The sequence below is a fragment of the Pseudomonas ogarae genome (genome assembly GCF_014268695.2).
In the GTDB taxonomy this organism is placed as follows: domain Bacteria; phylum Pseudomonadota; class Gammaproteobacteria; order Pseudomonadales; family Pseudomonadaceae; genus Aquipseudomonas; species Aquipseudomonas kilonensis.
Genome location: NZ_CP077086.1, coordinates 857,827 through 880,918, shown reverse-complemented (window position 1 = coordinate 880,918; position 23,092 = coordinate 857,827). Strand labels below are relative to the sequence as shown.

The 23,092-nt window shown below is 62.8% G+C and carries 20 protein-coding genes; 7 read left to right on the top strand and 13 right to left on the bottom strand.

What is annotated here, in order from left to right:
• Window positions 1-18: 18 nt before the first annotated feature.
• The 7 genes from hflX to HU749_RS03730 all read right to left on the bottom strand — a co-directional run bounded on the left by hflX (window position 19) and on the right by HU749_RS03730 (window position 7,954).
• Window positions 19-1,320, bottom strand: a complete 1,302-nt coding sequence (gene hflX, locus HU749_RS03760; RefSeq protein WP_186651113.1) for a ribosome rescue GTPase HflX — start codon at window positions 1,318-1,320, stop codon at window positions 19-21.
• A 12-nt stretch (window positions 1,321-1,332) separates the two neighbouring features.
• The gene (gene hfq, locus HU749_RS03755) at window positions 1,333-1,593 is read right to left on the bottom strand and encodes an RNA chaperone Hfq (RefSeq protein WP_003186419.1); all 261 of its coding nucleotides are present in this window, start codon (window positions 1,591-1,593) and stop codon (window positions 1,333-1,335) included.
• 91 nt (window positions 1,594-1,684) lie between these two features.
• Complete coding sequence (miaA, locus tag HU749_RS03750; protein ID WP_046065551.1) at window positions 1,685-2,656, bottom strand: tRNA (adenosine(37)-N6)-dimethylallyltransferase MiaA; 972 nt, start codon at window positions 2,654-2,656, stop codon at window positions 1,685-1,687.
• Complete coding sequence (gene mutL, locus HU749_RS03745; protein ID WP_046065552.1) at window positions 2,656-4,569, bottom strand: DNA mismatch repair endonuclease MutL; 1,914 nt, start codon at window positions 4,567-4,569, stop codon at window positions 2,656-2,658. The genes miaA and mutL overlap by 1 nt, the downstream gene beginning before the upstream one ends.
• Window positions 4,566-5,996, bottom strand: a complete 1,431-nt coding sequence (locus HU749_RS03740) for an N-acetylmuramoyl-L-alanine amidase (protein WP_186651111.1) — start codon at window positions 5,994-5,996, stop codon at window positions 4,566-4,568. The genes mutL and HU749_RS03740 overlap by 4 nt, the downstream gene beginning before the upstream one ends.
• Before the next feature lie 3 nt (window positions 5,997-5,999).
• On the bottom strand, window positions 6,000-6,467 hold the full coding sequence (gene tsaE, locus HU749_RS03735) for a tRNA (adenosine(37)-N6)-threonylcarbamoyltransferase complex ATPase subunit type 1 TsaE (protein ID WP_014336299.1): 468 nt from the start codon (window positions 6,465-6,467) through the stop codon (window positions 6,000-6,002).
• A complete protein-coding gene (locus HU749_RS03730) occupies window positions 6,455-7,954 on the bottom strand; it encodes an NAD(P)H-hydrate dehydratase (RefSeq protein WP_186651108.1) in 1,500 nt (499 codons plus the stop codon). The genes tsaE and HU749_RS03730 overlap by 13 nt, the downstream gene beginning before the upstream one ends.
• A gap of 63 nt (window positions 7,955-8,017) precedes the next feature.
• On the opposite strand from HU749_RS03730, the gene queG reads away from it, so the two are divergent.
• A complete protein-coding gene (gene queG / locus HU749_RS03725; RefSeq protein WP_186651106.1) occupies window positions 8,018-9,097 on the top strand; it encodes a tRNA epoxyqueuosine(34) reductase QueG in 1,080 nt (359 codons plus the stop codon).
• Here queG and HU749_RS03720 read toward each other — a convergent pair.
• On the bottom strand, window positions 9,079-9,693 hold the full coding sequence (locus HU749_RS03720) for a trimeric intracellular cation channel family protein (protein WP_172436093.1): 615 nt from the start codon (window positions 9,691-9,693) through the stop codon (window positions 9,079-9,081). The two genes, queG and HU749_RS03720, sit on opposite strands and share 19 nt — an antisense overlap.
• A gap of 236 nt (window positions 9,694-9,929) precedes the next feature.
• Window positions 9,930-10,472, bottom strand: a complete 543-nt coding sequence (orn, locus tag HU749_RS03715; protein WP_024618862.1) for an oligoribonuclease — start codon at window positions 10,470-10,472, stop codon at window positions 9,930-9,932.
• Between the two features lie 109 nt (window positions 10,473-10,581).
• Between orn and rsgA the strand changes: the two genes are divergently transcribed.
• A complete protein-coding gene (rsgA, locus tag HU749_RS03710; RefSeq protein WP_014336294.1) occupies window positions 10,582-11,613 on the top strand; it encodes a small ribosomal subunit biogenesis GTPase RsgA in 1,032 nt (343 codons plus the stop codon).
• A 136-nt stretch (window positions 11,614-11,749) separates the two neighbouring features.
• Here rsgA and motB read toward each other — a convergent pair whose 3' ends face one another.
• Both motB and motA read right to left on the bottom strand, forming a co-directional pair.
• Window positions 11,750-12,796, bottom strand: a complete 1,047-nt coding sequence (gene motB / locus HU749_RS03705; RefSeq protein WP_186651104.1) for a flagellar motor protein MotB — start codon at window positions 12,794-12,796, stop codon at window positions 11,750-11,752.
• 3 nt (window positions 12,797-12,799) lie between these two features.
• On the bottom strand, window positions 12,800-13,651 hold the full coding sequence (gene motA, locus HU749_RS03700; protein WP_079301638.1) for a flagellar motor stator protein MotA: 852 nt from the start codon (window positions 13,649-13,651) through the stop codon (window positions 12,800-12,802).
• 166 nt (window positions 13,652-13,817) lie between these two features.
• On the opposite strand from motA, the gene HU749_RS03695 reads away from it, so the two are divergent.
• From HU749_RS03695 to HU749_RS03680, 4 genes are all read left to right on the top strand, one after another.
• Window positions 13,818-15,356 carry an HDOD domain-containing protein gene (locus HU749_RS03695; RefSeq protein ID WP_095963049.1) on the top strand — a complete coding sequence of 513 codons (1,539 nt, stop codon included), beginning with the start codon at window positions 13,818-13,820 and terminating at the stop codon, window positions 15,354-15,356.
• Between the two features lie 42 nt (window positions 15,357-15,398).
• A complete protein-coding gene (locus tag HU749_RS03690) occupies window positions 15,399-16,214 on the top strand; it encodes a rhodanese-like domain-containing protein (RefSeq protein ID WP_095963048.1) in 816 nt (271 codons plus the stop codon).
• Window positions 16,215-16,233: 19 nt separating this feature from the next.
• Window positions 16,234-17,094, top strand: coding sequence for an archaetidylserine decarboxylase (asd, locus tag HU749_RS03685; protein ID WP_014336289.1), 861 nt, complete (start codon window positions 16,234-16,236; stop codon window positions 17,092-17,094).
• Between the two features lie 250 nt (window positions 17,095-17,344).
• A complete protein-coding gene (locus HU749_RS03680) occupies window positions 17,345-19,105 on the top strand; it encodes a cyclic-di-GMP receptor FimW-related protein (protein ID WP_095963047.1) in 1,761 nt (586 codons plus the stop codon).
• 160 nt (window positions 19,106-19,265) lie between these two features.
• On the opposite strand, the gene serB is transcribed toward HU749_RS03680, so the two are convergent.
• Complete coding sequence (serB, locus tag HU749_RS03675) at window positions 19,266-20,480, bottom strand: phosphoserine phosphatase SerB (protein ID WP_003197189.1); 1,215 nt, start codon at window positions 20,478-20,480, stop codon at window positions 19,266-19,268.
• 133 nt (window positions 20,481-20,613) lie between these two features.
• Between serB and HU749_RS03670 the strand changes: the two genes are divergently transcribed.
• Complete coding sequence (locus HU749_RS03670) at window positions 20,614-22,125, top strand: AhpA/YtjB family protein (protein WP_186651102.1); 1,512 nt, start codon at window positions 20,614-20,616, stop codon at window positions 22,123-22,125.
• Between the two features lie 239 nt (window positions 22,126-22,364).
• Here the strand turns inward: HU749_RS03670 and HU749_RS03665 are convergent, their stop codons facing one another.
• Window positions 22,365-23,072 carry a PqiC family protein gene (locus HU749_RS03665; RefSeq protein WP_046065562.1) on the bottom strand — a complete coding sequence of 236 codons (708 nt, stop codon included), beginning with the start codon at window positions 23,070-23,072 and terminating at the stop codon, window positions 22,365-22,367.
• Window positions 23,073-23,092: the final 20 nt, after the last annotated feature.

Sequence of the window (23,092 nt, the reverse complement as noted above, 5' to 3'; positions counted from 1 at the left end):
CACAGCTTTCTCAGGCTTTTATTGCAAAGTGTGTTGCTCGATGAATTCCATCGGTTGCAGCCCTTCGCGGCTGACCAGCCGGTTGAGCTCCGCCCGAGGCAGGCGAACAGCCAGCAGGCAGACGCCTTCGTCGTCGTGTTCTTCTTTTTGCACAGCCCCCAGCTCAAAGAACTGGGCTCGCAGCCGGGCGAAACGTTGCGGCAACTTCAGGGTGCCGACAAACAGATCGTTGCCCAACAGCTCGGCGACGGCCTGCTTGAGCAGTTCCAGGCCGCTGCCATCACGGGCCGATAACCAGACCCGTTGCGGCTTGCCGTCGGCATCGCGCTGGATCTGCGGCTCCACACCTTCGAGCAAATCGAGTTTGTTGTATACCTCCAGGATCGGCAAGTCCTGGGCTCCGATCTCGCCCAGCACCACCATCACCTGCTCGATCTGCAGCATCCGGTCCGGTTCGGCGGCATCGATCACGTGCAGCAGCAGGTCGGAGTTGCTCGACTCTTCGAGCGTAGCCCGGAAAGCCTCGACCAGCTTGTGCGGCAGGTGACGGATGAAGCCCACAGTGTCGGCCAGCACGATCGGCCCGAGGTCGTCCAGGTCGAGCCGGCGCAGGGTCGGGTCGAGCGTGGCAAACAACTGGTCGGCGGCGTAGACGTCGGATTGGGTGACATTATTGAACAGGGTCGATTTGCCGGCGTTGGTATAGCCCACCAGTGAAACCGTCGGGATATCTGCCCGTTTGCGGCCGCGCCGCGACTGCTCGCGCTGGCTGCGGACCTTTTCCAGCCGCCCCTTGATCTGGCGCAGGCGCACCCGCAACAGGCGCCGGTCGGTTTCCAGCTGGGTTTCACCCGGGCCGCGCAGGCCAATACCACCTTTTTGCCGCTCAAGGTGAGTCCAGCCGCGAACCAGGCGCGTACTCATGTGCTCAAGCTGGGCCAGTTCGACCTGGAGCTTGCCTTCATGGGTGCGGGCGCGCTGGGCGAAAATATCGAGGATCAGCCCCGTACGGTCGATCACGCGACACTCGAAGACACGTTCGAGGTTACGTTCCTGACTGGGTGTGAGGATGTGATTGAAAATCACCAGATCGACCTGTTCGGCCTTGACCAGGTCGCGCAACTCCTCGACCTTGCCACTGCCGATCAGGAACTTGGCGGTTGGCCGATGACGCGGCACGTTGAAAAACGCGACGGTCTCGGCGCCGGCCGAAAGTGCCAATTCCTGAAACTCCTGCGGATCTTCGCGCGCCTCAGGGTCCTGTCCATCCAAGTGAACGAGAATGGCCCGTTCACCACCACCGTGGCGCTCAAAGAACAAAGGAGGCTCCTATCAGGCGTTACCCGGTTCAGCGTCACCGCCTTCGGATTCGGTTGCGCTAGGCAGACGAATTGGACGAACTGGCACGACTGTCGAGATCGCGTGCTTGTAGACCATTTGGCTGACGGTGTTTTTCAGAAGGATGACGAACTGGTCGAAAGACTCGATCGTGCCTTGCAGTTTGATCCCGTTGACCAGATAGATGGACACCCCAACTTTCTCTTTACGTAAAGTGTTCAAGTAAGGGTCTTGTAGCGAATGCCCTTTTGACATGTGCCGCACTCCTTTAAGGATCAATAATAAAAATCGGAATCAGATGGCTTGGGCCGTCACACCCCCAAGGATAGACGGCAATTGCAAGGACTCAGCTCAATATGGAGATGGTCCCAAGGTATTTCAAGGCGCGTGGCAGATTGTCGCAATCGAGACTGTCGAGCCAATGCAAGTCAGTCCAGCTGCGCAGCCAGGTGAACTGGCGTTTCGCCAATTGGCGCGTGGCAATGATCCCACGCTCCTGCATCTCGGCTGACGTCAGCTTGCCGTCCAGGTAATCCCAGACTTGTCGATAACCTACCGCACGTATAGACGGCAACCCGGCATGCAGGTCACTTCGCTCACGCAGGGCTACGACCTCGTCTATGAACCCCTGTTCCAACATTAATGTGAATCTTTGTTCAATTCGCCGATGCAGCACTTGCCGGTTCGCCGGAGCGATGGCCAGATTCGCGACAGTATAGGGCAATTGTTGCAGTCCCGAAGCGGCTGCTTCAGTACTTTGCGCAGATTGTCGCTGGCGCAGGGCGGTCATGCTCTGGCCGCTGACCCGATAAACCTCCAGGGCCCGACTGAGACGCTGTGGGTCATTGGGGTGAATACGCGCCGCCGATTCCGGGTCGATAACTGCCAATTGCTCGTGCAGGGCTTGCCAGCCAAGGCGCGCGGCCTCTTCTTCGATCTTCGCGCGCACCTCTGGATCGGCCGCCGGCATGTCCGCCAACCCCTCGACCAAGGCCTTGTAGTACAGCATCGTGCCACCCACCAGCAGCGGAATCTTGCCCCGCGCGGTGATCTCGGCCATGGCCTGGAGGGCGTCACGACGAAAATCGGCCGCCGAATAAGCCTCGGCCGGGTCGAGGATGTCGATCAGGCGATGGGGAAATTCGGCCAGCAGCGCTTTCGACGGCTTGGCGGTGCCGATGTCCATGCCCCGGTAGACCAGGGCCGAATCGACGCTGATCAACTCGCAGGGCAGGACTTTGGTCAATTCGATGGCCAGGTCGGTCTTGCCGGCGGCGGTCGGTCCCATCAGGAAAATCGCGGGGGGCAACTGGCTCATCAACGACCGCGCAGGAACAGTTTGTCCAGGTCGTCCAGGCCCAATTGGGTCCAGGTCGGCCGGCCATGGTTGCATTGGCCGCTGCGTTCGGTGTTTTCCATGTCCCGCAGCAGGCCGTTCATTTCCGGCAGGGCCAGGCGCCGGTTGGCGCGGATCGCGCCGTGGCAGGCCATGGTGCCGAGCAGTTCGTTCAGGTGCGCCTGGATGCGGTCGCTGGTGCCGTACTCCATCAAGTCCGCCAGCACGTCGCTGACCAGGCGATTGGCCTCGGCCTGTTTCAACAAGGCCGGGATCTGGCGGATCGCCAGGGTTTCCGGGCCCAGGCGCTGCAATTCGAAGCCCAGGCGCTGGAACCAGGCCACATGTTCCTCGGCGCAATCGGCTTCGCGCTGGCTGACGGCCAGGGACTCGGGTACCAACAATGGCTGGCCGCTCAAGCCTTCGCTGGCCATGGCGATTTTCAGCCGCTCGTACATGATCCGCTCATGGGCGGCGTGCATGTCCACCAGGACCAGGCCCTGGGCATTTTCCGAGAGGATATAGATGCCTTTGAGTTGCGCCAGGGCATAGCCCAGAGGCGGGATATCGCCTTGGCCGTCGGGCATCGCCGCCGCTCCGGCTTCCGGCAAGGGTTTGAAGAACTCGCGATAGGCCGCCTGGGCCTCGGCTGCCGGCACGCTGGATTGCGGGCGCGGGCTGTATTGATATTGATAGCCGCTGCCAGCACCACTCCCGGCCGTGTTATAGCTCGGCTGAGGCTGGGGTTGCTCCAGCAGTGCGTTGGCCGCCAGGCGCATTTCCCCCTGGGGCCCGAATTCGCCAGCGTCCAACCCCGTTGGCCGGACCATGCCGCCCACCGCCGCCGGCGCCGCCAGTTGATCTTCCGGGCGCACATCGCCCAAGGCGCGGTGCAGGGTGCCGTAGAGGAAGTCGTGGACCATGCGCCCGTCACGGAAGCGCACCTCGTGCTTGGTAGGGTGCACGTTGACGTCCACCACCGCCGGATCGACTTCAAAAAACAGCACGAAGGTCGGATGCCGGCCATTGAACAGCACATCGCGATACGCCTGGCGCACCGCGTGGGCCACCAGCTTGTCGCGCACCGCCCGGCCGTTCACGTAGAAATACTGCAAGTCCGCCTGGCTGCGCGAGAAGGTCGGCAACCCGACCCAACCCCACAGGTGCAGGCCATTGCGCTCCACCTCGATGGGCAAGGCCTGCTCCAGGAAACCCGCGCCGCACACCGCGCCGACACGTCGGGCGCGGGCCGCATCATCGTGGGCCTCGTGCAGGCTGAGAATGGTCTTGCCGTTGTGGCGCAAATGGAACGCCACGTCAAAACGCGCCAGGGCCAGGCGCTTGATGACTTCTTGCAGATGATCGAATTCAGTCTTCTCGGCCTTGAGGAACTTGCGCCGGGCCGGGGTGTTGAAGAACAGGTCACGCACCTCCACCGAGGTGCCCACCGGATGGGCCGCAGGCTGCACGCGAGACGCCATGTCACGGCCCTCGGTCTCGACCTGCCAGGCCTGCTCGGCGTCGCGGGTGCGGGAGGTGAGGGTCAGGCGCGACACCGAACTGATGGACGCCAGCGCCTCGCCCCGAAACCCCAGGCTCATGACCCGCTCGAGGTCTTCCAGGTCGCGGATCTTGCTGGTGGCGTGACGCGCCAGGGCCAGCGGCAGGTCGTCGGAAGAAATACCGCCGCCGTCATCGCGCACCCGCAGTAGCTTGACGCCGCCCTGCTCGACATCCACATCAATGCGCTTGGCCCCGGAATCAAGGCTGTTTTCCAGCAGTTCCTTGATGACCGATGCTGGCCGCTCGACCACTTCACCGGCGGCGATCTGGTTCGCCAGCCGGGGGCTGAGCAGTTCGATGCGGGCGGTGCTGCCGATCACTTCGTCACTCATTGCTTGGCCGCCACTTCATTGCCCGGAATGGTCAAGGTCTGGCCAATCTTGAGCTCATCGCTCTTGAGATTGTTGGCGCTGCGCAAGGTGGCGGGCGACACCTGGTAACGCACGGCGATCATCGCCAGGGTTTCGCCGGGATTGACCCGATGGTCCCTTGGGCCCTGGGCGATCTTGCCGGAGTCGCGCAGCCAGGCGATGTAGGTGCCTGGCGGTGGATTCTGCTGGAAGAACTGCCGCACGCCACTGCTGATGGAACGGGCCAGGGCCTGCTGATGACTGGAGGACGACAGCTTGGACGCCTCGTTGGCGTTGGAGATGAAGCCGGTTTCCACCAGGATCGACGGGATATCTGGCGATTTGAGCACCATGAACCCGGCCTGCTCGACGCGCTGCTTGTGCAGCGGCGTGACGCGACCGATGTTGCTCAGGACTTTCTGGCCGACGTTCAGGCTGGAGGTCAACGAGGCGGTCATCGACAAATCGAGCAATACACCGGCAAGCATGCGGTCCTTGTCGTCGAGGCTGACGTTGCCGGCACCGCCGATCAGGTCGGAACGGTTTTCGCTGTCGGCCAGCCAACGGGCGGTTTCGGACGTGGCGCCGCGGTCGGACAGGGCAAAAACCGAGGCCCCGAACGCTGCCTTCGAAGGCGCGGCATCGGCGTGGATGGAGACGAACAGGTCGGCGCCTTTCTTGCGGGCGATTTCGGTACGCCCGCGCAAGGGGATGAAGTAGTCGCCGGTACGGGTCAGTTCGGCGCGGAAGCCTTTCATGCCGTTGACCTGGCGCTGCAATTCACGGGCGATGGACAGCACCACGTCTTTTTCACGCTGCCCGCGCGAGCCCGAGGCTCCCGGGTCTTCGCCGCCGTGACCGGCGTCGATCACCACGATGATGTCGCGCTTGCCGGCCGGAGCCGGTGGCAGCTTGAGTGCAGGCTCGGACGGGGTCACCGGCACCGCTGGCAGCGTGGCGACATTGGTCGGCGGCGGCGCAGGTGGCGCCGCATCGGCCGGGTTGTCGAACAGGTCCACCACCAGCCGATTGCCGTACTGGGCGTTGGGGGCCAGGGTGAAGCTTTTCGGGGTCACGGCTTTTTTCAGGTCGATGACCACCCGCAGGTCGGTCGGCGTACGCTGGGCCGAGCGCATCGCGGTAATCGGCGTGTTGGCGGTCGCTACGTTCAACGGCGCGCCCAGGGACGCCCCATTGATGTCGATCACCAGGCGATCCGGGGCGGTCAGGGTGAATACGCTGTGCTGCACCGGGCCCGTCAGGTCAAACACCAGCCGTGTGTTGTCCGGCGCCCGCCAGAGGCGAACGCTGTTGACCTTTGTCTCGGCCACAGCATCGACGGCCAGTGCCGTAAGCAACAGTCCTACGACAGCAACCACCGCGCGAAAGCGCATACCAAACCCCATCATCAATTAGTTTTCCAATGCCAAAGCGGCACACCACGACTCGCCACGCGAGCCTTGCGGCGTCAGTTTCAACGAACGCCCGCCGTTCTGCGCGCCAATGGTAATGGTCAGGTCGGGCTTTGGCAAAAAGCCTGCACCCTTCTGGGGCCATTCGATCAGGCACAAGGCGTCATCTTCGAAATAATCGCGGATACCGAGGAACTCCAGCTCTTCAGGATCCACCAGTCGATACAGGTCGAAATGGAAGGCGCGAATGTCGCCAATCTCATAGGGTTCGACCAGGGTGAACGTGGGGCTCTTGACGGAGCCGACGTGCCCGAGGCCGCGAATGATGCCACGCGACAAGGTGGTTTTCCCCGCGCCGAGATCGCCTTCGAGAAAAATCAGGCCGTGGCCGGCGGTGACCTGCGCGATGCGAGCGCCAAATTGTGTCATGGCTTGTTCGTCCGCCACGTACAGGGTTACTTCAGACACGGTGAATGCTCCTCCAACAACTGACGAATGGCCGGGATCAGATCGGTCGCTGCCAATCCCCGGCCCGAGCGACCGGCCTGGGCACCGGCACTGGCATGCAGCCAGACCGCCAGGCAGGCGGCCTCGAACCCCTCCATGCCCTGGGCCAGCAAGGCGCCGACCACGCCGGCCAGCACATCCCCCAGGCCCGCCGTGGCCATGGCCGGATGGCCCTGGCTGCAAACCGCCAGGCGACCGTCCGGGCTGGCAATCAGGCTACCGGCGCCCTTGAGGATCACCGTGGCGGTGTATTTCTGGCTCAATGCATGGGCCGCCGCTGGGCGATCGGCCTGCACCTGGGCTGTGGATATATCCAACAATCGCGCCGCCTCGCCCGGGTGCGGGGTGATGACACACCGCTCAGGCAAACCAACATCGCCGCGACTCAGCAGGTTCAACGCATCGGCATCCCACACTTGCGGCAGTGACGCGTTAGCCGCCGCCGACAACAGGCTACGCCCCCAGGCGGCCTGGCCCAGGCCTGGCCCGACCACCACCACGCTGGCTTGGTGGAGCAAGCCCATCAACTGGTTCGCCGAATGGGTGCCCTGCACCATGACTTCCGGCAAACGCGTCAGCGCGGCGGATACATGCTCGCTGCGGGTCGCCATCGAAACCATGCCCGCACCGCAGCGCAGGGCACTTTCGGTGCTCATCTGGATCGCGCCGCCAAAGCCCCGGTCGCCACCGATCAACAGCACGTGACCGAACTTGCCTTTGTGGGCAGTGGCCGCGCGAGGCGTCAGGCATGGCAGATTATGGGGTAAGAGCAGTCGGGCACTGGCCGGTGCCGCTTCAACAATATCTGGATCGGCGTGCAGGTCGTTGAATACCAGCTCACCGACCCGGTCCGCCGCTTCGCCGGTAAACAGGCCCAGTTTCAGACCAATGAAGGTCACGGTCAGGTCGGCCGCTACCGCCGTGCCCAGCACCCGACCGGTGTCAGCACACAACCCCGAGGGGATATCCACCGCCGCGACCGGCAGGCCGCTGACATTGATCGTATCGATCGCTTGCACATAAGGCTCGCGCACATCGCCACTCAGCCCCGTTCCGAGCAGCGCATCCAGCAACACGCCACGCAACTCTGCTGCATCCGACCACGGCTCCATTGGCACGCCCACCGCTACAGCCTCGGCGTGGGCAATGGCGGCGTCGCCCTGCAATCGCCGGGGTTCGCCCACCGTCAGCACCCGCACCGACCAGCCGGCGCGCCGGGCCAGGGTCGCGACCAGATAGCCATCGCCAGCATTATTGCCATGACCGGCCAGTACCGTCAGCTCGCGGGCGTCAGGCCAGCGCCGGACCATCGCTCGCCAGGTGGCGCGGGCGGCGCGCTGCATCAATTCGAAACCGGCGGTGCCGGCCGCGATCAGTTGTGCGTCGAGGGCCCGGACCTGCGCGGCGCTGTACAGCGCGTCGGGAAAATCATCTTTAGTGTGCGGCATGCGTCTTCGGGCTCCGATGTCTGGCAGAATTATACGCATCTCAGCTCTGGTTTCTCTCGCCTCATGCCTGCCATTCCCACAGACCTCCCCGCCCTCGCCCAATCCATCAAGGAGTGGGGCCGCGAGCTGGGCTTCCAGCAGGTCGGCATCAGCGGCCTGGACCTTGTCGAGCATGAGCAACACCTGCAACGCTGGCTCGATGCCGGTTACCACGGCGAAATGGACTACATGGGCGCCCATGGCAGTAAACGCTCGCACCCCGAGGAACTGGTGCCAGGTACGCTGCGGGTGGTGTCCCTGCGCATGGACTACCTGTCGGGCGATACGCACATGGCGCAAATGCTCGGCCAACCGGAGAAAGCCTACGTCTCGCGTTATGCGTTGGGCCGCGATTACCACAAATTGATCCGTAAACGTGTGCAGCAATTGGCAGAAAAAATCCAGGCGGTCATCGGCCCCTTCGGTTATCGCGCTTTCGTCGACAGCGCGCCAGTCCTGGAAAAAGCCATCGCCGAACAGGCCGGCCTGGGCTGGATCGGTAAAAACACCCTGGTATTGAACCGCAAGGCCGGCAGCTATTTCTTCCTGAGCGAGCTGTTTGTCGACCTGCCGCTGCCCGTCGACCCGCCCCATGCCAGCGAACATTGCGGAAAATGCACCGCGTGCCTGGACATCTGTCCTACGAATGCCTTCGTCGGGCCCTACGTGCTCGATGCCCGCCGCTGCATTTCCTACCTGACCATCGAGCTGAAAAGCGCCATCCCCGAGGAACTGCGGCCGCTGATCGGCAACCGGGTGTTCGGCTGCGATGACTGCCAGATCGTCTGTCCATGGAACCGCTTCGCCCGACCGTCCGGGGAAAGCGACTTCAAGCCGCGGCACAACCTGGACAATGCCGGGCTGGCCGAGCTGTTCATGTGGGACGAGGCGACGTTCCTGAGCAGCACCGAAGGTTCCCCCCTGCGTCGCGCCGGTTACGAACGCTGGCTGCGCAACCTGGCGGTGGGCCTGGGTAATGCGCCGTCAACGATCCCCGTGATGCAAGCGCTGGAGGCACGGCGCAACTATCCGTCAGAGCTGGTGCGCGAGCACGTGGAGTGGGCCCTGCGTCAACATGCCAAGCGTCAAACCTCGTCGTTGTAGACGAACTTCGGCATTTCCCAGTGAAAGCGAATCGCCAAGAGCCGCAGCAGGAAACCGCCGAACAAGGTGATGAGGATCGCCTGTTCGTTCGGCAATTGCAGGTAGACACAGAGTAGATAGCACCACGCCGCAGCAAACGAGACGCTGGCATAGAGTTCGCGACGAAAGATCAGCGGAATATCGTTGCAGAAAATGTCCCGCAGGATACCGCCGAACACCCCAGTGATGACCCCGCTGACCGACGCCACCAGCATGCCATGGCCCATTTCCAGGGCCGTCATGCAGCCGATCAGGGTGAACGCCACCAAACCCACGGCGTCGAGCACCAGGAACAACGAGCGCAAATGACGCATCCAGCGCGCCAGGAACACCGTCAGCATCGCCGCCGCCGTGGTCAGCACCAGGTATTCCGGGTGCTTGACCCACGTAAGCGGGTAATGACCGAGCAGCACGTCACGCACCGAACCGCCACCCAGCGCCGTGACACAGGCGATCAGCACCACGCCGAACCAGTCCATGCCCCGACGCCCGGCAGACAAGGCGCCAGTCATGGCTTCAGCGGTGATGGCGATCAGATAGAGCATCAGCAACATGATGGCGGTCCTTACGAGAAGGCGCGCAGTCTAGCCAGTTTGGGCAGGCACCAAAAGAGGGCAGCTCCAACATGTCCAACACAGAACCCGTGGCGAGAAGGTTTGTGGGAGCAAGGCTTGCCCGCGATGAAGGCGATGCGGTCTTTCAGGGACCGAGTCGCCTGTTTCGCGAGCAAGCTTTGCTCCCACAAGCTTTGCCCCCACAAATCCCCGCGGCACAAGAGCGCCGCACGCTGGAATCAGAACTTGATGAAGTGCTTACGGTAATGCTGCAACTCGGCAATGGACTCGCGAATATCGTCCAGGGCCAGGTGGCTACCGCCCTTCTGGAAGCTGTCGCGCACTTCTGGCGCCCAGCGCGCGGCCAGCTCCTTGAGGGTGGAGACGTCCAGGTTGCGGTAGTGGAAGTAGCTTTCCAGGGACTTCATGTGGGTGTACAGGAAGCGACGGTCCTGGCAGATGCTGTTGCCGCAGATCGGCGACTTGCCCTTGGGCACCCATTGCTCCAGGAAGGCGAGGGTCTGGGCCTCGGCCTCGGCCATGCTGATCTTGCTCTCGCGCACCCGCTGGGTCAGGCCCGAGCCGCCGTGCTGGCGAGTGTTCCACTCGTCCATGCCGGCCAGGATCTCGTCGCTGTGATGGATCGCGATCACCGGGCCTTCGGCCAGGGTGTTGAGGTCGCTGTCGGTGACAATGGTGGCCATTTCGATGATGACGTCGGTGTCTGGGTTCAGACCGGTCATTTCCAGGTCGATCCAGATCAGGTTCTGCGGGTTTTGCATAGGGAAGCTCCTCGGCGTAGCCACGCAGTTTAGCCTAGGCCGGCCTTTGGGCGTGCTAAACTCGCGGCCGTTTTACCCTATTCGCTGCATTTCTTCATACGGAACACCCATGGCCAAACGCCAACTCAATCGTCGTCAAAACTGGCGCATCGAAAAGATCCAGGGCGAGCGCGCAGCTCGCGCCGCCAAACGCGAATCCAGTGCTGTCGAAGCCCTGGAGGGAGGCGACCTGGGCCCCGAACAGACCGGCCTGGTGATCGCCCACTTCGGCGTGCAGGTCGAGGTCGAGGCCCGGGAAGGCGAACTGGCCGGCCAAGTGTTCCGCTGCCACTTGCGCGCCAACCTGCCAGCGCTGGTGACGGGCGACCAGGTGGTCTGGCGTGCCGGCAATCAGGGCATCGGCGTGATCGTCGCGCAATTGCCGCGCCACACCGAGCTGTGCCGTCCGGACAGCCGGGGCCAGCTCAAGCCCGTGGCCGCCAACGTCGACATGATCGTCATCGTGTTCGCCCCGTTGCCCGAGCCCCACGCCAACCTGATCGACCGCTACCTGGTAGCCGCCGAGCACGCCGGTATCCGCCCGTTGTTGCTGCTCAACAAATTCGACCTGATCGACGAGCACAACGCCCCGGCGCTGAACGCCCTGCTGTCGGTCTATCGGGATTTGGGTTACCCGGTGCTGGAAGTCTCGGCCCATCACGGCAACGGCATGGAGCAATTGCAACAGCAACTGGACGGGCGCATCAGCGTGTTCGTCGGCCAGTCCGGCGTCGGCAAGTCGTCGCTGGTCAACAGCCTGCTGCCGGAAGTCGAGACGCGCGTCGGGCCGTTGTCCGAGCTCTCCGGCCAGGGCACTCACACCACCACAACGGCGCGGCTGTTCCACTTCCCTGGCGGCGGTGAATTGATCGACTCGCCGGGCATCCGCGAGTTCGGTCTGGGCCACGTCAGCCGGGCCGATGTCGAAGCCGGGTTCATCGAGTTCAACGAGCTGATCGGCACCTGCCGCTTCCGCGACTGCAAGCACGACCGCGAGCCTGGTTGCGCCTTGCTCAAGGCCCTGGAAGAAGGCCGCGTGCATCAGCAACGGATGAACAGCTACCGCTCGATCATCGCCAGCCTGCCGGAAAGCAGTTACTGATTCTAAAAGAAATGTGAGTCGAGAGAATCTGTGGGAGCAAAGCTTGCTCGCGAAATAGGCACCTCGGTCGTTGAAAGACCGTATCGCCTTCATCGCGGGCAAGCCTTGCTCCCACAGGTCTGTATCGGCTCTTAGGTCACTGCGCCGGCGGTTCAGCCGGTTTCGGCGCCACGTCGTCGAACAGGTTCAAGCGCTCGCGCAACTCATGGGCCGGTACGGGTTGCTGGTCCGCCGGCAACGCGTTCGGATCGACCGCCGCGCCAGGTGTGACGGGCGAAGCAGGAGTTTCCCCCGGCGCACCCTCGCCCTGGGCCGGATCGGGCGCCGGATCGTCAGTTTGCGAACCTTCGATGGCCTGCTGGGCCTTCTTGGTCAACACCACGATATCGATACGCCGGTTGACCGGGTTGAACGGATCCTTGCGGTCGAACAACGCCGACGACGCATAACCGACCACCCGTGCCACCTGCTCATCCGGGTAACTGCCGGCCACCAGGGCGCGACGGGCCGCGTTGGCGCGGTTGGCGGACAGTTCCCAGTTACCGAAATCGCCTTTGCCAATGAAGGGTTTGGCATCGGTATGACCGCTGATGCTGATCTTGTTCGGCACCGCCTTGATGGTGTCGGCCATGGCCAGCAGGATGTCCTCGAAATAAGGCTTCAGGCGCGCGCTGCCAGAGTCGAACATCGGCCGGTTCTCGGCGTCCATGATCTGGATGCGCAAGCCGTTCGGCGTAATCTCGAACAGAATCTGATCCTTGAACTTCTGCAGTTCAGGATTCTCTTCGACCTTGTTCTGCAATTCCTGCAGCAGCAACTCCAGGCGCTCGCGCTCGACCTGCTCGGCCATGCCTTCGACCTGCTCGGAATCCACCGTCACCTTGTCCGGCTGGGGCTGGGACTTGACCTCGGGGTTGAGGGTGTTTTCCGGCGCCAGGGTCGGCGAACCACCCAGGTCGATGATGTAGGGCGTGCCACTTTCAGAGAAACCGACCGGGTCCTTGAAGTAACCGGCGATGGCGATCTTCTGTTCCGGGGTGGCCGTGGACAGCAGCCACAGCACCAGGAAGAACGCCATCATCGCCGTTGCGAAGTCGGCGAAGGCAATTTTCCAGGCGCCCCCATGGTGCCCGCCGGCAATGCGCTTGACGCGCTTGACGATGATCGGCTGGTTATTTTCCATAACTTAACGACCGCGAACCGCTTGTTCCAGCTCGGCGAAGCTAGGACGGTGCGCCGGGTACAGGACCTTGCGACCGAACTCCACCGCCAGCGATGGCGGCATGCCCGAGGCCGAGGCCACCAGGGACGCCTTGATGGATTCATAGACATTGAGTTCTTCCTTGGCATCATGGGCCAGGGAATGGGCCAGCGGGCCGAAGAAACCGTACGCGGCCAGAATACCGAAGAAAGTACCCACCAATGCCGCACCCACGTGCAGACCGATGGAGGCCTGATCACCTTCTCCCAAGGATGCCATGGTCACCACGATCCCCAATACCGCCGCAACGATACCGAAACCGGGCATGCCGTCGGCGATGCCGTTGACCGCGTGGGATGGGTGCTCCAGGTCTTCCTTGAGGCTGTACAGCTCCATGTCGAACAGGCCTTCGAGCTCATGGGGCGCCATGTTGCCGGACGACATGATGCGCAGGTAATCACAGATGAACGCCGTCATGCGGGCGTCCTTCAGCACCGAGGGGTACTTGGCGAAAATCGGGCTGGCGGCGGCGTCTTCGATATCGCCTTCAATCGCCATCATGCCTTCGCGGCGGCTCTTGTTGAGGATTTCATAGATCAGTCCCAGCACCTCCAGGTAGAAGGTGTGGCTGAAACGCGAACCGAACATGCTCAAGGACTTCTTGAGCACATGCATCGTCATGTAGCCGGGGTTGGCCTGCAAAAAAGCGCCAAGGGCCGCACCACCGATGATCAACACCTCGAAAGGCTGGATCAGGGCGGCAATCTTGCCATGGGAGAGTACGTATCCGCCGAGCACGCTCGCGAACACGACGATGATGCCGATAATTTTAGCCATAGATAGAAAGTACTTACTTAAGTCGGGTTCAAGGTCATATTCGGAAGCTTAAAAATCTCTTCTTCTCCTTATCGGCAAAACTGCGCCAGACTATAGGCTGTTCTGGCGAAAAGCCAATTTGCCCCGTTCCGGGCGTAGAGAATTCATACGATGATCACGTCCAGCCATGACTAACGAAACGAAGGTTCCAACACCCCGACCGACCACCCTCGAGGGCTGGGTGAAGTTGCTCAATGGCGTGCACCTGCCGGTGCCCCAGGCCAGCCATGACCTGGTCTGCAAGGCCATTGCCGACAGCCGCCGCTCGTTGCGTGACATCGCCGAACTGATGCAGGACAGCCCCGCCCTGGCCCTGAGCGTCATTCGCGAGGCCAACCATCACACTCATGGCAGCCTCGCCGAACCTGCGGAAAACCTCGAAGTGGCCATCAACCGCCTCGGCCTCAAGCGCACCGAGGAACTGCTCGCCCGCCTGCCGTCGTTGCCAGGGCACGAAATCCCCATCGCCTTGCGCCAGCTGCAATTGATCAGCCAACACGCCACGCAACAGGCCAATGGCTTTTTTGCCAGCCGCCTGGCGCGGCTATGGCAGGACATACACTGGGGCAGCCTGTTGTTTCTCTCACCGCTCTGGCCGCTGGCCCTGACTCACCCGCGGTTGCTGGGGGAGTGGGAATTGCGTGTCGTCCATAAAGGCGAGCCGGCGAGCAAGGTCGAACGCGAACTGTTCGGCGTCAGCCTGCTGAAAATCTGCCTGGCGCTGGTGGAGACCTGGCGCTTGCCTATCTGGGTGATTCAGGGTTATCGCCTGCTGCTCAATGAACGCCGCGAGCTGGTGCAGGTCCTGCGCATCGCCCGGGACAGCGAGCACCCGCTGCGCCAGCAAAATCGCCTGGACGATGACCCGACCCTGCGGCGCTGGCTCAATCAACCGGCCAATACCGTGTTGCTGGCCAACGGCCTGGCACTTTCAGCGCAACACGCCTGGGACAGCCCCCACAGCGCCCGCTGGCAATACCTCACCAGTTTGTATCTGCAGATGCCGATCGATGAGGTCCAGCAACAGCTGCACCAACAAGCCGTCACCAGCGCCCGTCATGACGCCATGCCGGACCTCTGGCATCCAGCCGTAGCGTTGCTCTGGCCCTGGGACAGCCGCCGCATCCACCCCGGCTTGCTACCTCCTCCCCCACCCAGCGCCGAAGACCTGAGCCAGTGGCGCAAGCAATGTTCCGCACTGCTGGTGGAACCGAGCCCCTTCAGCAATGCCATGCACCTGACCACCTCGGCACGGGACGTGTTGGTGGCCTGCGGCATGCGCCGGGTGATGATCCTGATGGCCGACCGCACCCAGACCAGCGTGCGCGTACACCAGACCGCCGGCCTGCCCAAAGAAGCCGCGGCCATGAGCTTTACCATCAGTCAGAGCAAAATCTTGCAGCGGTTGCTGGCCCAGCAGGCCCAGGTTCGCCTGAACCCGGACAACAACGCGCAGTTTTCGGCGCTGCTGCCACCGGGCCTGCGCAGCCTGTTCCGGGGGGAGCACCTGCTGCTGCGCTCCCTGACCTGCAATGGCCGGGTGATCATGCTGGTGGCGGTGGACCAGGGCGGCGGGCCGTTGTCGGACGTGACCGTGCAAGCCTTCGGCAAAACCGTGCAATGCATCGAAAGGGCCCTGCATACCTTTACCAACCGCGGCCGCTGAACTTGCTACAATCTTTTCCCTTTGCGCCCCTGGAGACCTCACATGCCTGACTTCTCTGGCTTGCCGTTGGTGATCGAGCCGAGCGAGCTGCTGCCGCGCCTCGACGCAGGCGAACTGATTCTGGTAGACCTGACCAGCGCCGCCCGCTACAGCACCGGCCATATCCCCGGCGCACGCTTCGTCGACCCCAAGCGTACCCAGCTTGGCCAACCGCCGGCGCCGGGCCTGCTGCCGGCCAAAGCCGACCTGGAAACCCTGTTCGGCGAGCTCGGGCACAACCCGGATGCGGTCTACGTGGTCTATGACGATGAAGGCGGCGGCTGGGCCGGGCGGTTTATCTGGCTGCTGGACGTGATCGGCCACTCGAACTACCACTACCTCGACGGCGGTTTGCTTTCGTGGCTGGACGAAGGCCTGCCGGTGTCCGTCGAAGTGCCTGCTCCCGTCGCAGGCCCGGTCAGCCTGACACTGCACGAAGCGCCCACCGCCACCCGTGAGTACCTGCAAAGCCGTCTCGGTGCTGCCGACCTGGCGATCTGGGACGCTCGCGGCCCGCTGGAATACTCCGGCGAGAAAGTTGTCGCAGCCCGAGGCGGGCACATTCCCGGCGCGGTCAATTTCGAATGGACTGCCGGCATGGACCAGGCGCGCAACCTGCGCATCCGCAAGGACATGCCGCAAATCCTCGAACAATTGGGCATCACGCCTGACAAAGAAATCATCACCCACTGCCAGACTCACCACCGCTCCGGCTTCACCTACCTGGTGGCCAAGGCGCTCGGTTATCCACGGGTCAAAGGCTATGCCGGTTCCTGGGGCGAATGGGGCAACCACCCCGACACCCCCATCGAGCTTTGAAGGTTCTTAAGGACAGTTAATGAAAAACCGTTTGTTCATCCTCACTCAATACCTGCTGCCCCACCACCTGCTGTCGCGGCTGGCCGGCTGCATTGCCGAATGCCGCGTGCGCTGGTTCAAGAACGCCTTCACCGCGTGGTTTGCCAAGCGCTACCAAGTGGACATGTCCCAGGCCCTGGTGGAAGACCTGACTGCCTACGAGCACTTCAACGCCTTCTTCACCCGCGCCCTGAAAGACGGCGCACGCCCGCTGGACGACGCCCCGGGCGCGATCCTCAGCCCCGCCGACGGCGCCGTCAGCCAGCTCGGCCCGATCGAGCATGGCCGGGTCTTCCAGGCCAAGGGCCACAGTTTCAGCGTGCTGGAACTGCTGGGCGGTGATGCGGCCAACGCAGCGCCGTTCATGGGCGGCGATTTCGCCACCATCTACCTGTCCCCCAAGGACTATCACCGCGTGCACATGCCACTGGCCGGCACCCTGCGGGAGATGGTCTACATCCCCGGGCGGATTTTCTCGGTCAACCAGACCACTGCCGAAAACGTTCCGGAGCTGTTCGCCCGTAACGAGCGCGTGGCGTGCATTTTCGACACCGAACGCGGGCCGATGGCCGTGGTACTGGTGGGCGCGATGATCGTGGCCTCCATCGAAACCGTCTGGGCCGGGCTGGTGACACCGCCCAAGCGCGAGCTGAAAACCTTCCGTTATGACGAAGCCGCCCGCGCGCCGATTCATCTGGAAAAAGGCGCCGAACTGGGTCGCTTCAAGCTGGGTTCGACGGCCATCGTGCTGTTCGGGCCGGACCAGGTGAAATGGGCCGAAGGCCTGGTGGCCGGTTCGCCAGTGCAGATGGGCCAGGGCCTGGCACGACCAAACGCCTGATTCACGCCCGCCCTTGAAGCAGACCTGTAGAAGCAGGCCTGCGAGAGTAGGAGTGTGAGAGCAAGGCCTGTGGGAGCAAGGCTTGTGGGAGCAAGGCTTGCCCGCGGTGAACGATGACGCGGTCTAAAAAACGCGGCGCCTGCATCGCGAGCAAGCTTTGCTCCCACAGCACACTCAGGCCAACACGCCGGCCTGTCAGCTGCTAGAGTTGGAACAACACGTTTATTTCCCGCCGGAGCCCGTACACGGCATGAATGAGACCAGCCCTCTCCAGCTATTGCGCGTCCTGACCCCGACACAATCACGCCTGTCGTTCTGCGATGCTACGCCAAAGGACCTCAAGCGCTGGATCGCCAACCTGCCCAAGGCCAACATCGGTGAAACGGCCCGCCTGCTGTACCAGGCCCTTGGCGAACTCAACCAACTGCTCACACCCAGCGAAAATCGCCTGCAACTGCTCGAACTGCTGCGGCCCGAGGTGTATTACGTCTGCAAGCACCTGGAGCGACACTTCCTGCAGCAGGCCATCGTGCTGGACGATCGCTCGCGCAAGATCGTCAACCTGTGCCAGGCCCTGCAAACCCAGCTGGCGATGGGCTACAAACAGATCGTGGCGCGTATCGCGTCGAAATACACCAAGGACCGGGCCCGCTTGCTGAGCACCGCGCTGCAACGGGCGATGCATGCCCTCAACGGTCCACTGCTGCGCGCCAGTCAGTTGTACAGCCCAGTGCCTGAAGGGCTGTGGCTCGATTTGCATCAGTTGTACCGAATCGCCTGCCAGCATCGGTTGCAGCACCTGAGCGTGAGTGACGAACTGGCGAGCCAGGTTCATCAATTGAACGCCGAGCAAACGTATATCGTCGCCCTGTTGCTGGGAGCGTCACGCAGCAATCAACTGCGCCAGAGCCAGATCGGGCGACTGACCGAAGTGCTCGAATCCTGGAGCCAGTGGGTCAAGCTGGACCCCGCCAGCAGCGCTGCCAGCCTGTTCGCGGTCGCTCCGCAACTGGATGTCGGGCCACGCTACCGTTCCAAGTTCCGCGCCGAACAACAGCCGACCTTGCAAGGGTTCGACCCACAACCCCTGGTGCGCGCAATCGCCACACATCTGGAAAACCCTGCCGAGCACAGCCTGCCGGTACCGGGCGGCATGAGCGTCGATACCTTGCATCACCTGCAAGCCGCCTGGGGCGAAGCGGCCGAACGCAGTTTCCAGCGCACTGAGGGCAACGGTACGCTGACCCTGTGCGTGGGCATGAGTGCGCTGCACTACTACCTCGGCGGCGAGCGCTCTTTCAACGAGATCCTGAAAAGCCCCACCACGCGCAAGGCCCGCTTCGAGGCCTCGCCGAGCAAGACCAACGACACCTGGAGCCAGGCCTTCGACGCCGCCCCCGCTGGCGACAGCGATCTGCTGCCCTATGAAGAAATCGAGTACCCGGTCAACCCGAGCGATGACGATGGCACCAGCTCCGACAACCAGCATCACTTTCCGACCTACGACCTGCCGATCATCAACCACAGCCCTGGCGGCTATTGCCTCGGCTGGCCCAAGGAAGTGCCGGAACAACTGCAGGCCGGGGAAATGATCGGCATCCGGGACACCAGCGACCAGGCCTGGAGCGTTGCCGTGGTGCGCTGGATCCGGCAAGTGCGCAACGGCGCCATGCAGATGGGCATCGAACTGGTCGCACCGCATGCCCAGCCTTGCGGGCTGCAACTGGTCCGGGAAGAACATGAGCACGGTCACTACCTGCGCGGGCTGTTACTCCCCGAGATCAGCGCCATTGACCTCCCTCCGACCATGATCGCCCCGCGCCTGCCGTTCCAGGAGGGCCAGCAGGTGTTGATCAACACCAACGGCCAGGAACGCCGCGCAGGCCTGGACCGCCGGGTCACCAGCACTCACAGTTTCAATCAGTTTGCTTATCACCCGGAAGACTCCACTGCCAACGGGGACGGCGGCGAGCAAGAAGGGAATTTTGATTCGTTGTGGAAGTCGCTGTAGGCAGCCAACGCGTAACCCTTTGTGAAGAGAGAACTCTCTGTGGGAGCAAATCTTGCTCGCGATGCTGGCACTGCGGTTCTTTATAGACCGCGTTATCGTTTATCGCGGGCAAGCCTTGCTCCCACAGCCAGATCCCCTCGCCACAAAGATTGCGACAGACTCAGAGCTGCCCGTCACGATCCCTGAAGCCCAACAGGTACAACACCCCATCGAGCCCCAAGGTTGAAATCGCCTGCCTGGCCGACTGCTTGACCAGCGGCTTGGCGCGGAACGCCACGCCCAGGCCCGCTATCGCCAGCATCGGCAAGTCGTTGGCACCGTCGCCCACGGCGATGGTCTGCTCCAGGCGCAGGCCTTCTTTTTCAGCCAGTTCACGCAGCAGGTCCGCCTTGCGCTGGGCATCGACGATCGGCTCGACGGCCACGCCAGTCACCTTGCCATCCACCACTTCCAGCTCGTTGGCGAACACATAGTCGATGCCGAGCTTGGCCTGCAACTGCTTGGCGAAGTAGGTGAAGCCGCCGGACAGGATGGCGGTCTTGTAGCCCAGGCGCTTGAGTTCGGCGAACAGCGTCTCGGCGCCTTCGGTCAGGCGCAGGGAAGCGCCAATGGAATCCAGCACGCTGACGTCCAGACCCTTGAGCAGCGCCAGACGCTCCTTGAAGCTGGCGCGGAAATCCAACTCGCCAGCCATGGCTCGCTCGGTGATGGCCGAGACCTTGTCGCCCACACCGGCCGCCTTGGCCAGTTCGTCGATGACTTCGGCTTCGATCAGCGTAGAGTCCATGTCGAACACCGCCAGGCGGCGGTTACGACGGAACAACGAGTCTTCCTGGAAGGCGATGTCGACATTCAGTTCCTGGGCCACGCTGAGAAACTCGGCACGCAACGCCTGGGGATCGGCCGGTTCACCGCGCACCGAAAACTCGATGCAGCCCTTGCCCTTGTCGTCCGGGGTGTCCAGCGGCATGCGCCCGGACAGTCGGTCGATGTGGTCGATGTTCAGGTCATATTTGGCGGTGATCGAGCTGACGCGCTGCAACTGCTCGGCGGTGACCTTGCGGGTCAACAAGGTAACGATGTGGCGTTTCTTGCCCTGGCCAGCCACCCAATGCCGGTAATCGTCCTCGGACACCGGAGTGAAGCGGACCTGTTGGTCGAGCTTGTAGGCGGTAAACAGGATGTCCTTGAGCACGGACTTGCCTTGTTCGGCGTCCGGGATTTCAACCAGGATGCCGAACGACAGCGTGTCGTGGATCACCGCCTGACCGATGTCGAGAATGTTCACACCACCCTGGGCCAGAACGCCGGTAATGGCCGCAGTCAGACCCGGACGGTCGCTGCCAGTGATGTTTATCAGGACGATTTCGCGCAAGGCGCACCCCCGCAGGTGGAAAAAAACCGCATTCTACCCACATTCAGTGACCATCGGGCACCGCCAGTGCTTTGCCGGTCATGGGGCTGTCGCTATACTGCGCGTCAATTTCACGGACAAAGAGCCGAGCTCAGTGAACCGGCCCACGCCAGTCAAAACCGACAACTTCTTCCTGCTGATCTTCCGTGCACTGCGTCACCGTCGTGTGCCGATTGCATTGCGCATTGCCAGCCATAACGTGATCCTGGTCGCCCTGGCCCTGGTCATCTATGCCTGCGTGATGGGTTTGCAATTCAAGCAGGCCATGCACGAACAGGCCGATGCCCTGGGTGAAAGCCTGACCACCCAGACCGCCACGTCCGCCACCGAGCTGCTGGTGTCCAACGACATCCTCAGCCTCAATGTGCTGCTCAACAACCTGACCAAGAACAAACTGGTGGCCCACGCCGCCATCTACAGCGTGGACAACCGCATCCTCGCCGAGGCCGGACAGCGTCCCAAGCCGGGCCTGCTGAGCGAGTCCGGCGGCATGTACCAGAGCAAGATCACCTTCCAGGACGTGACCGCCGGGCAACTGCGCATCAGCCTGGACATGGACCAGTTCCAACAACCGATGACCATCAGCCTGCAAAGCATGGGCATCCTCAGCGCGATACTGCTGGCGCTGGCACTGGCCTTGAGCCTGCGCCTGGGGCGACACATCTCTACGCCGCTGCTGCAATTGCGTGTCTGGCTGCGGGACATCGACGAACACACGCCAGCCACCCAGCGCCAGGACGAAATCGGCGACCTGGCCCGGCAACTGCACGCCAGCTTCGCGCCAGAACCTGAGCCGTTGCCGGAACCTGAAGACATCGACTACGTGGACGACGATGCCGAGCCTGGCTTCGAAGTGCGTAACCTGCGCGACCCAGGGTTTGATGAAAGCCAGCCGATGCCCGCCTCCAGACCGTCACCACGCCACATGGTACGTACGGTAGAGGACGAGGACGACGACGCATTCGCCGACCTGCGTGACGAATCAGTCGATGGAGCACCTCAACCGGTCGCCAGGCCAGTCGCCTCGAACCTGCCCCAGCACAGCGCCGTACTGGCCGTGCAACTGGGCGCCCAGGACCAACTGCGCCGCCTGCCCCAGGCGCGCCTGAAGGAATTGCTCGAGCGCTACCGCGACTGCCTCGACCAGGCCGCATCGCTCTATCAGGGCGAACTGCACACCCTGAACGACGGCAGCACGCTGATGCTGTTCCACACCGAAGACAGCGGCGACGATTACCTGACCAACGCCATTTGCTGCGGTGAGTTGCTGCGCGCCTTGGGCCACCAACTGCAGATCGAAGTCGCCGACAGCGGCATCACCCTGCAACTGCAACTGGGCCTGACCCTGGGCGATGGCTTGTTCGGCCTGAGCCAGATCGACCTGCTGCTGACCGAAACCGCCCAGGACGCCCTGGCGCTGTCGCAACACAGCCGCAACCTGCTGCTGGTGGAGCGCAAGATCAACGACGACGCCCTGATCCGCCAGCGCGCCCGCATCCGCCCCATCGCCAGCCCCGAAGGCGCGTGCTGCGTGGAGCGCTTGATGGAGCCTTATCCGTCGATGCTCGAGCGGCAACTGGCACGGATGCATGAGCGCCAGGCCTGAGTCTCAGGACTTGAAATGACGAAGCCCGCAGATGAGTGATTGTCTGCGGGCTTTTTTGTTGTCTGGGCCGGCCTCATCGCGAGCAAGCTCGCTCCCACAGGGGCCTGTGGCCATACAGAGAACCTCCTGTGGGAGCGAGCCTGCTCGCGATAGGGCCGATACAGGCGCCGGAAAACCCAATCGGCAGAAACAACAAAGCCCGCATCAACGCGGGCTTTGTCTTGTATCAGGTCCAACCATCAGAACCTGAACACTTCCATGTCCGTGCGAATTGGCAAGGCCATGGGAATCTTGTCCTTTTCCTTTTCCACCGGCTTGGCCGGGGCAGGAGCAGCCTTGCGCGGGACTTCAGCCGCAACAGGAGGCTGGTTGGCCAAAGGCTTGAGCGACACGGACAACTGTTCGGCCAGGCGTTGCAGGAGCACACCCTGGGCCTGGACCTGTGCCGCCGTGGTGCCGGCATGCTGCTCTTGCAGATGAACGATGCGGTTCTCACGCACCTTGCCACGACGGTCGATCAATCGCCATTGGGCATCGAGCACTGCCGGCTGGGCTTTACCCGAGTCCAGGCGGGTAATCGACAGCAGCACCTGTACATCCGGGGTGAAGCCTTGGGTCGCGGGTGCCAGCACTACACGCTGGCTGTCCAGATGCCCGGCGACCTGGCGCAGCAGCAACTGATCGATGTCAGAAGACAGGCTGCCAGCCCAACGACCATCAGTGGCGGCCTGCAGGCTGCCGTCCGGTTGGCGTTGCAACAAGGTTTCGCGTTGCAGGTAGTCGGCGATCAGGACCGGCCCCAGCAATACTGCCATGCCTGTGCTTTGCGCAGGCTGGGCCGGGGTTCCGCTGTCCAGTTGGTACAGCGACACCGGCTGGTTCATGCTGCAGCCCGCCAGGCCAAGCAGGCCGGCGAGCCACAAAATAGGAAGGCGCAGAGCAGTCATCGTTCCGTCCAGGTGGCAGC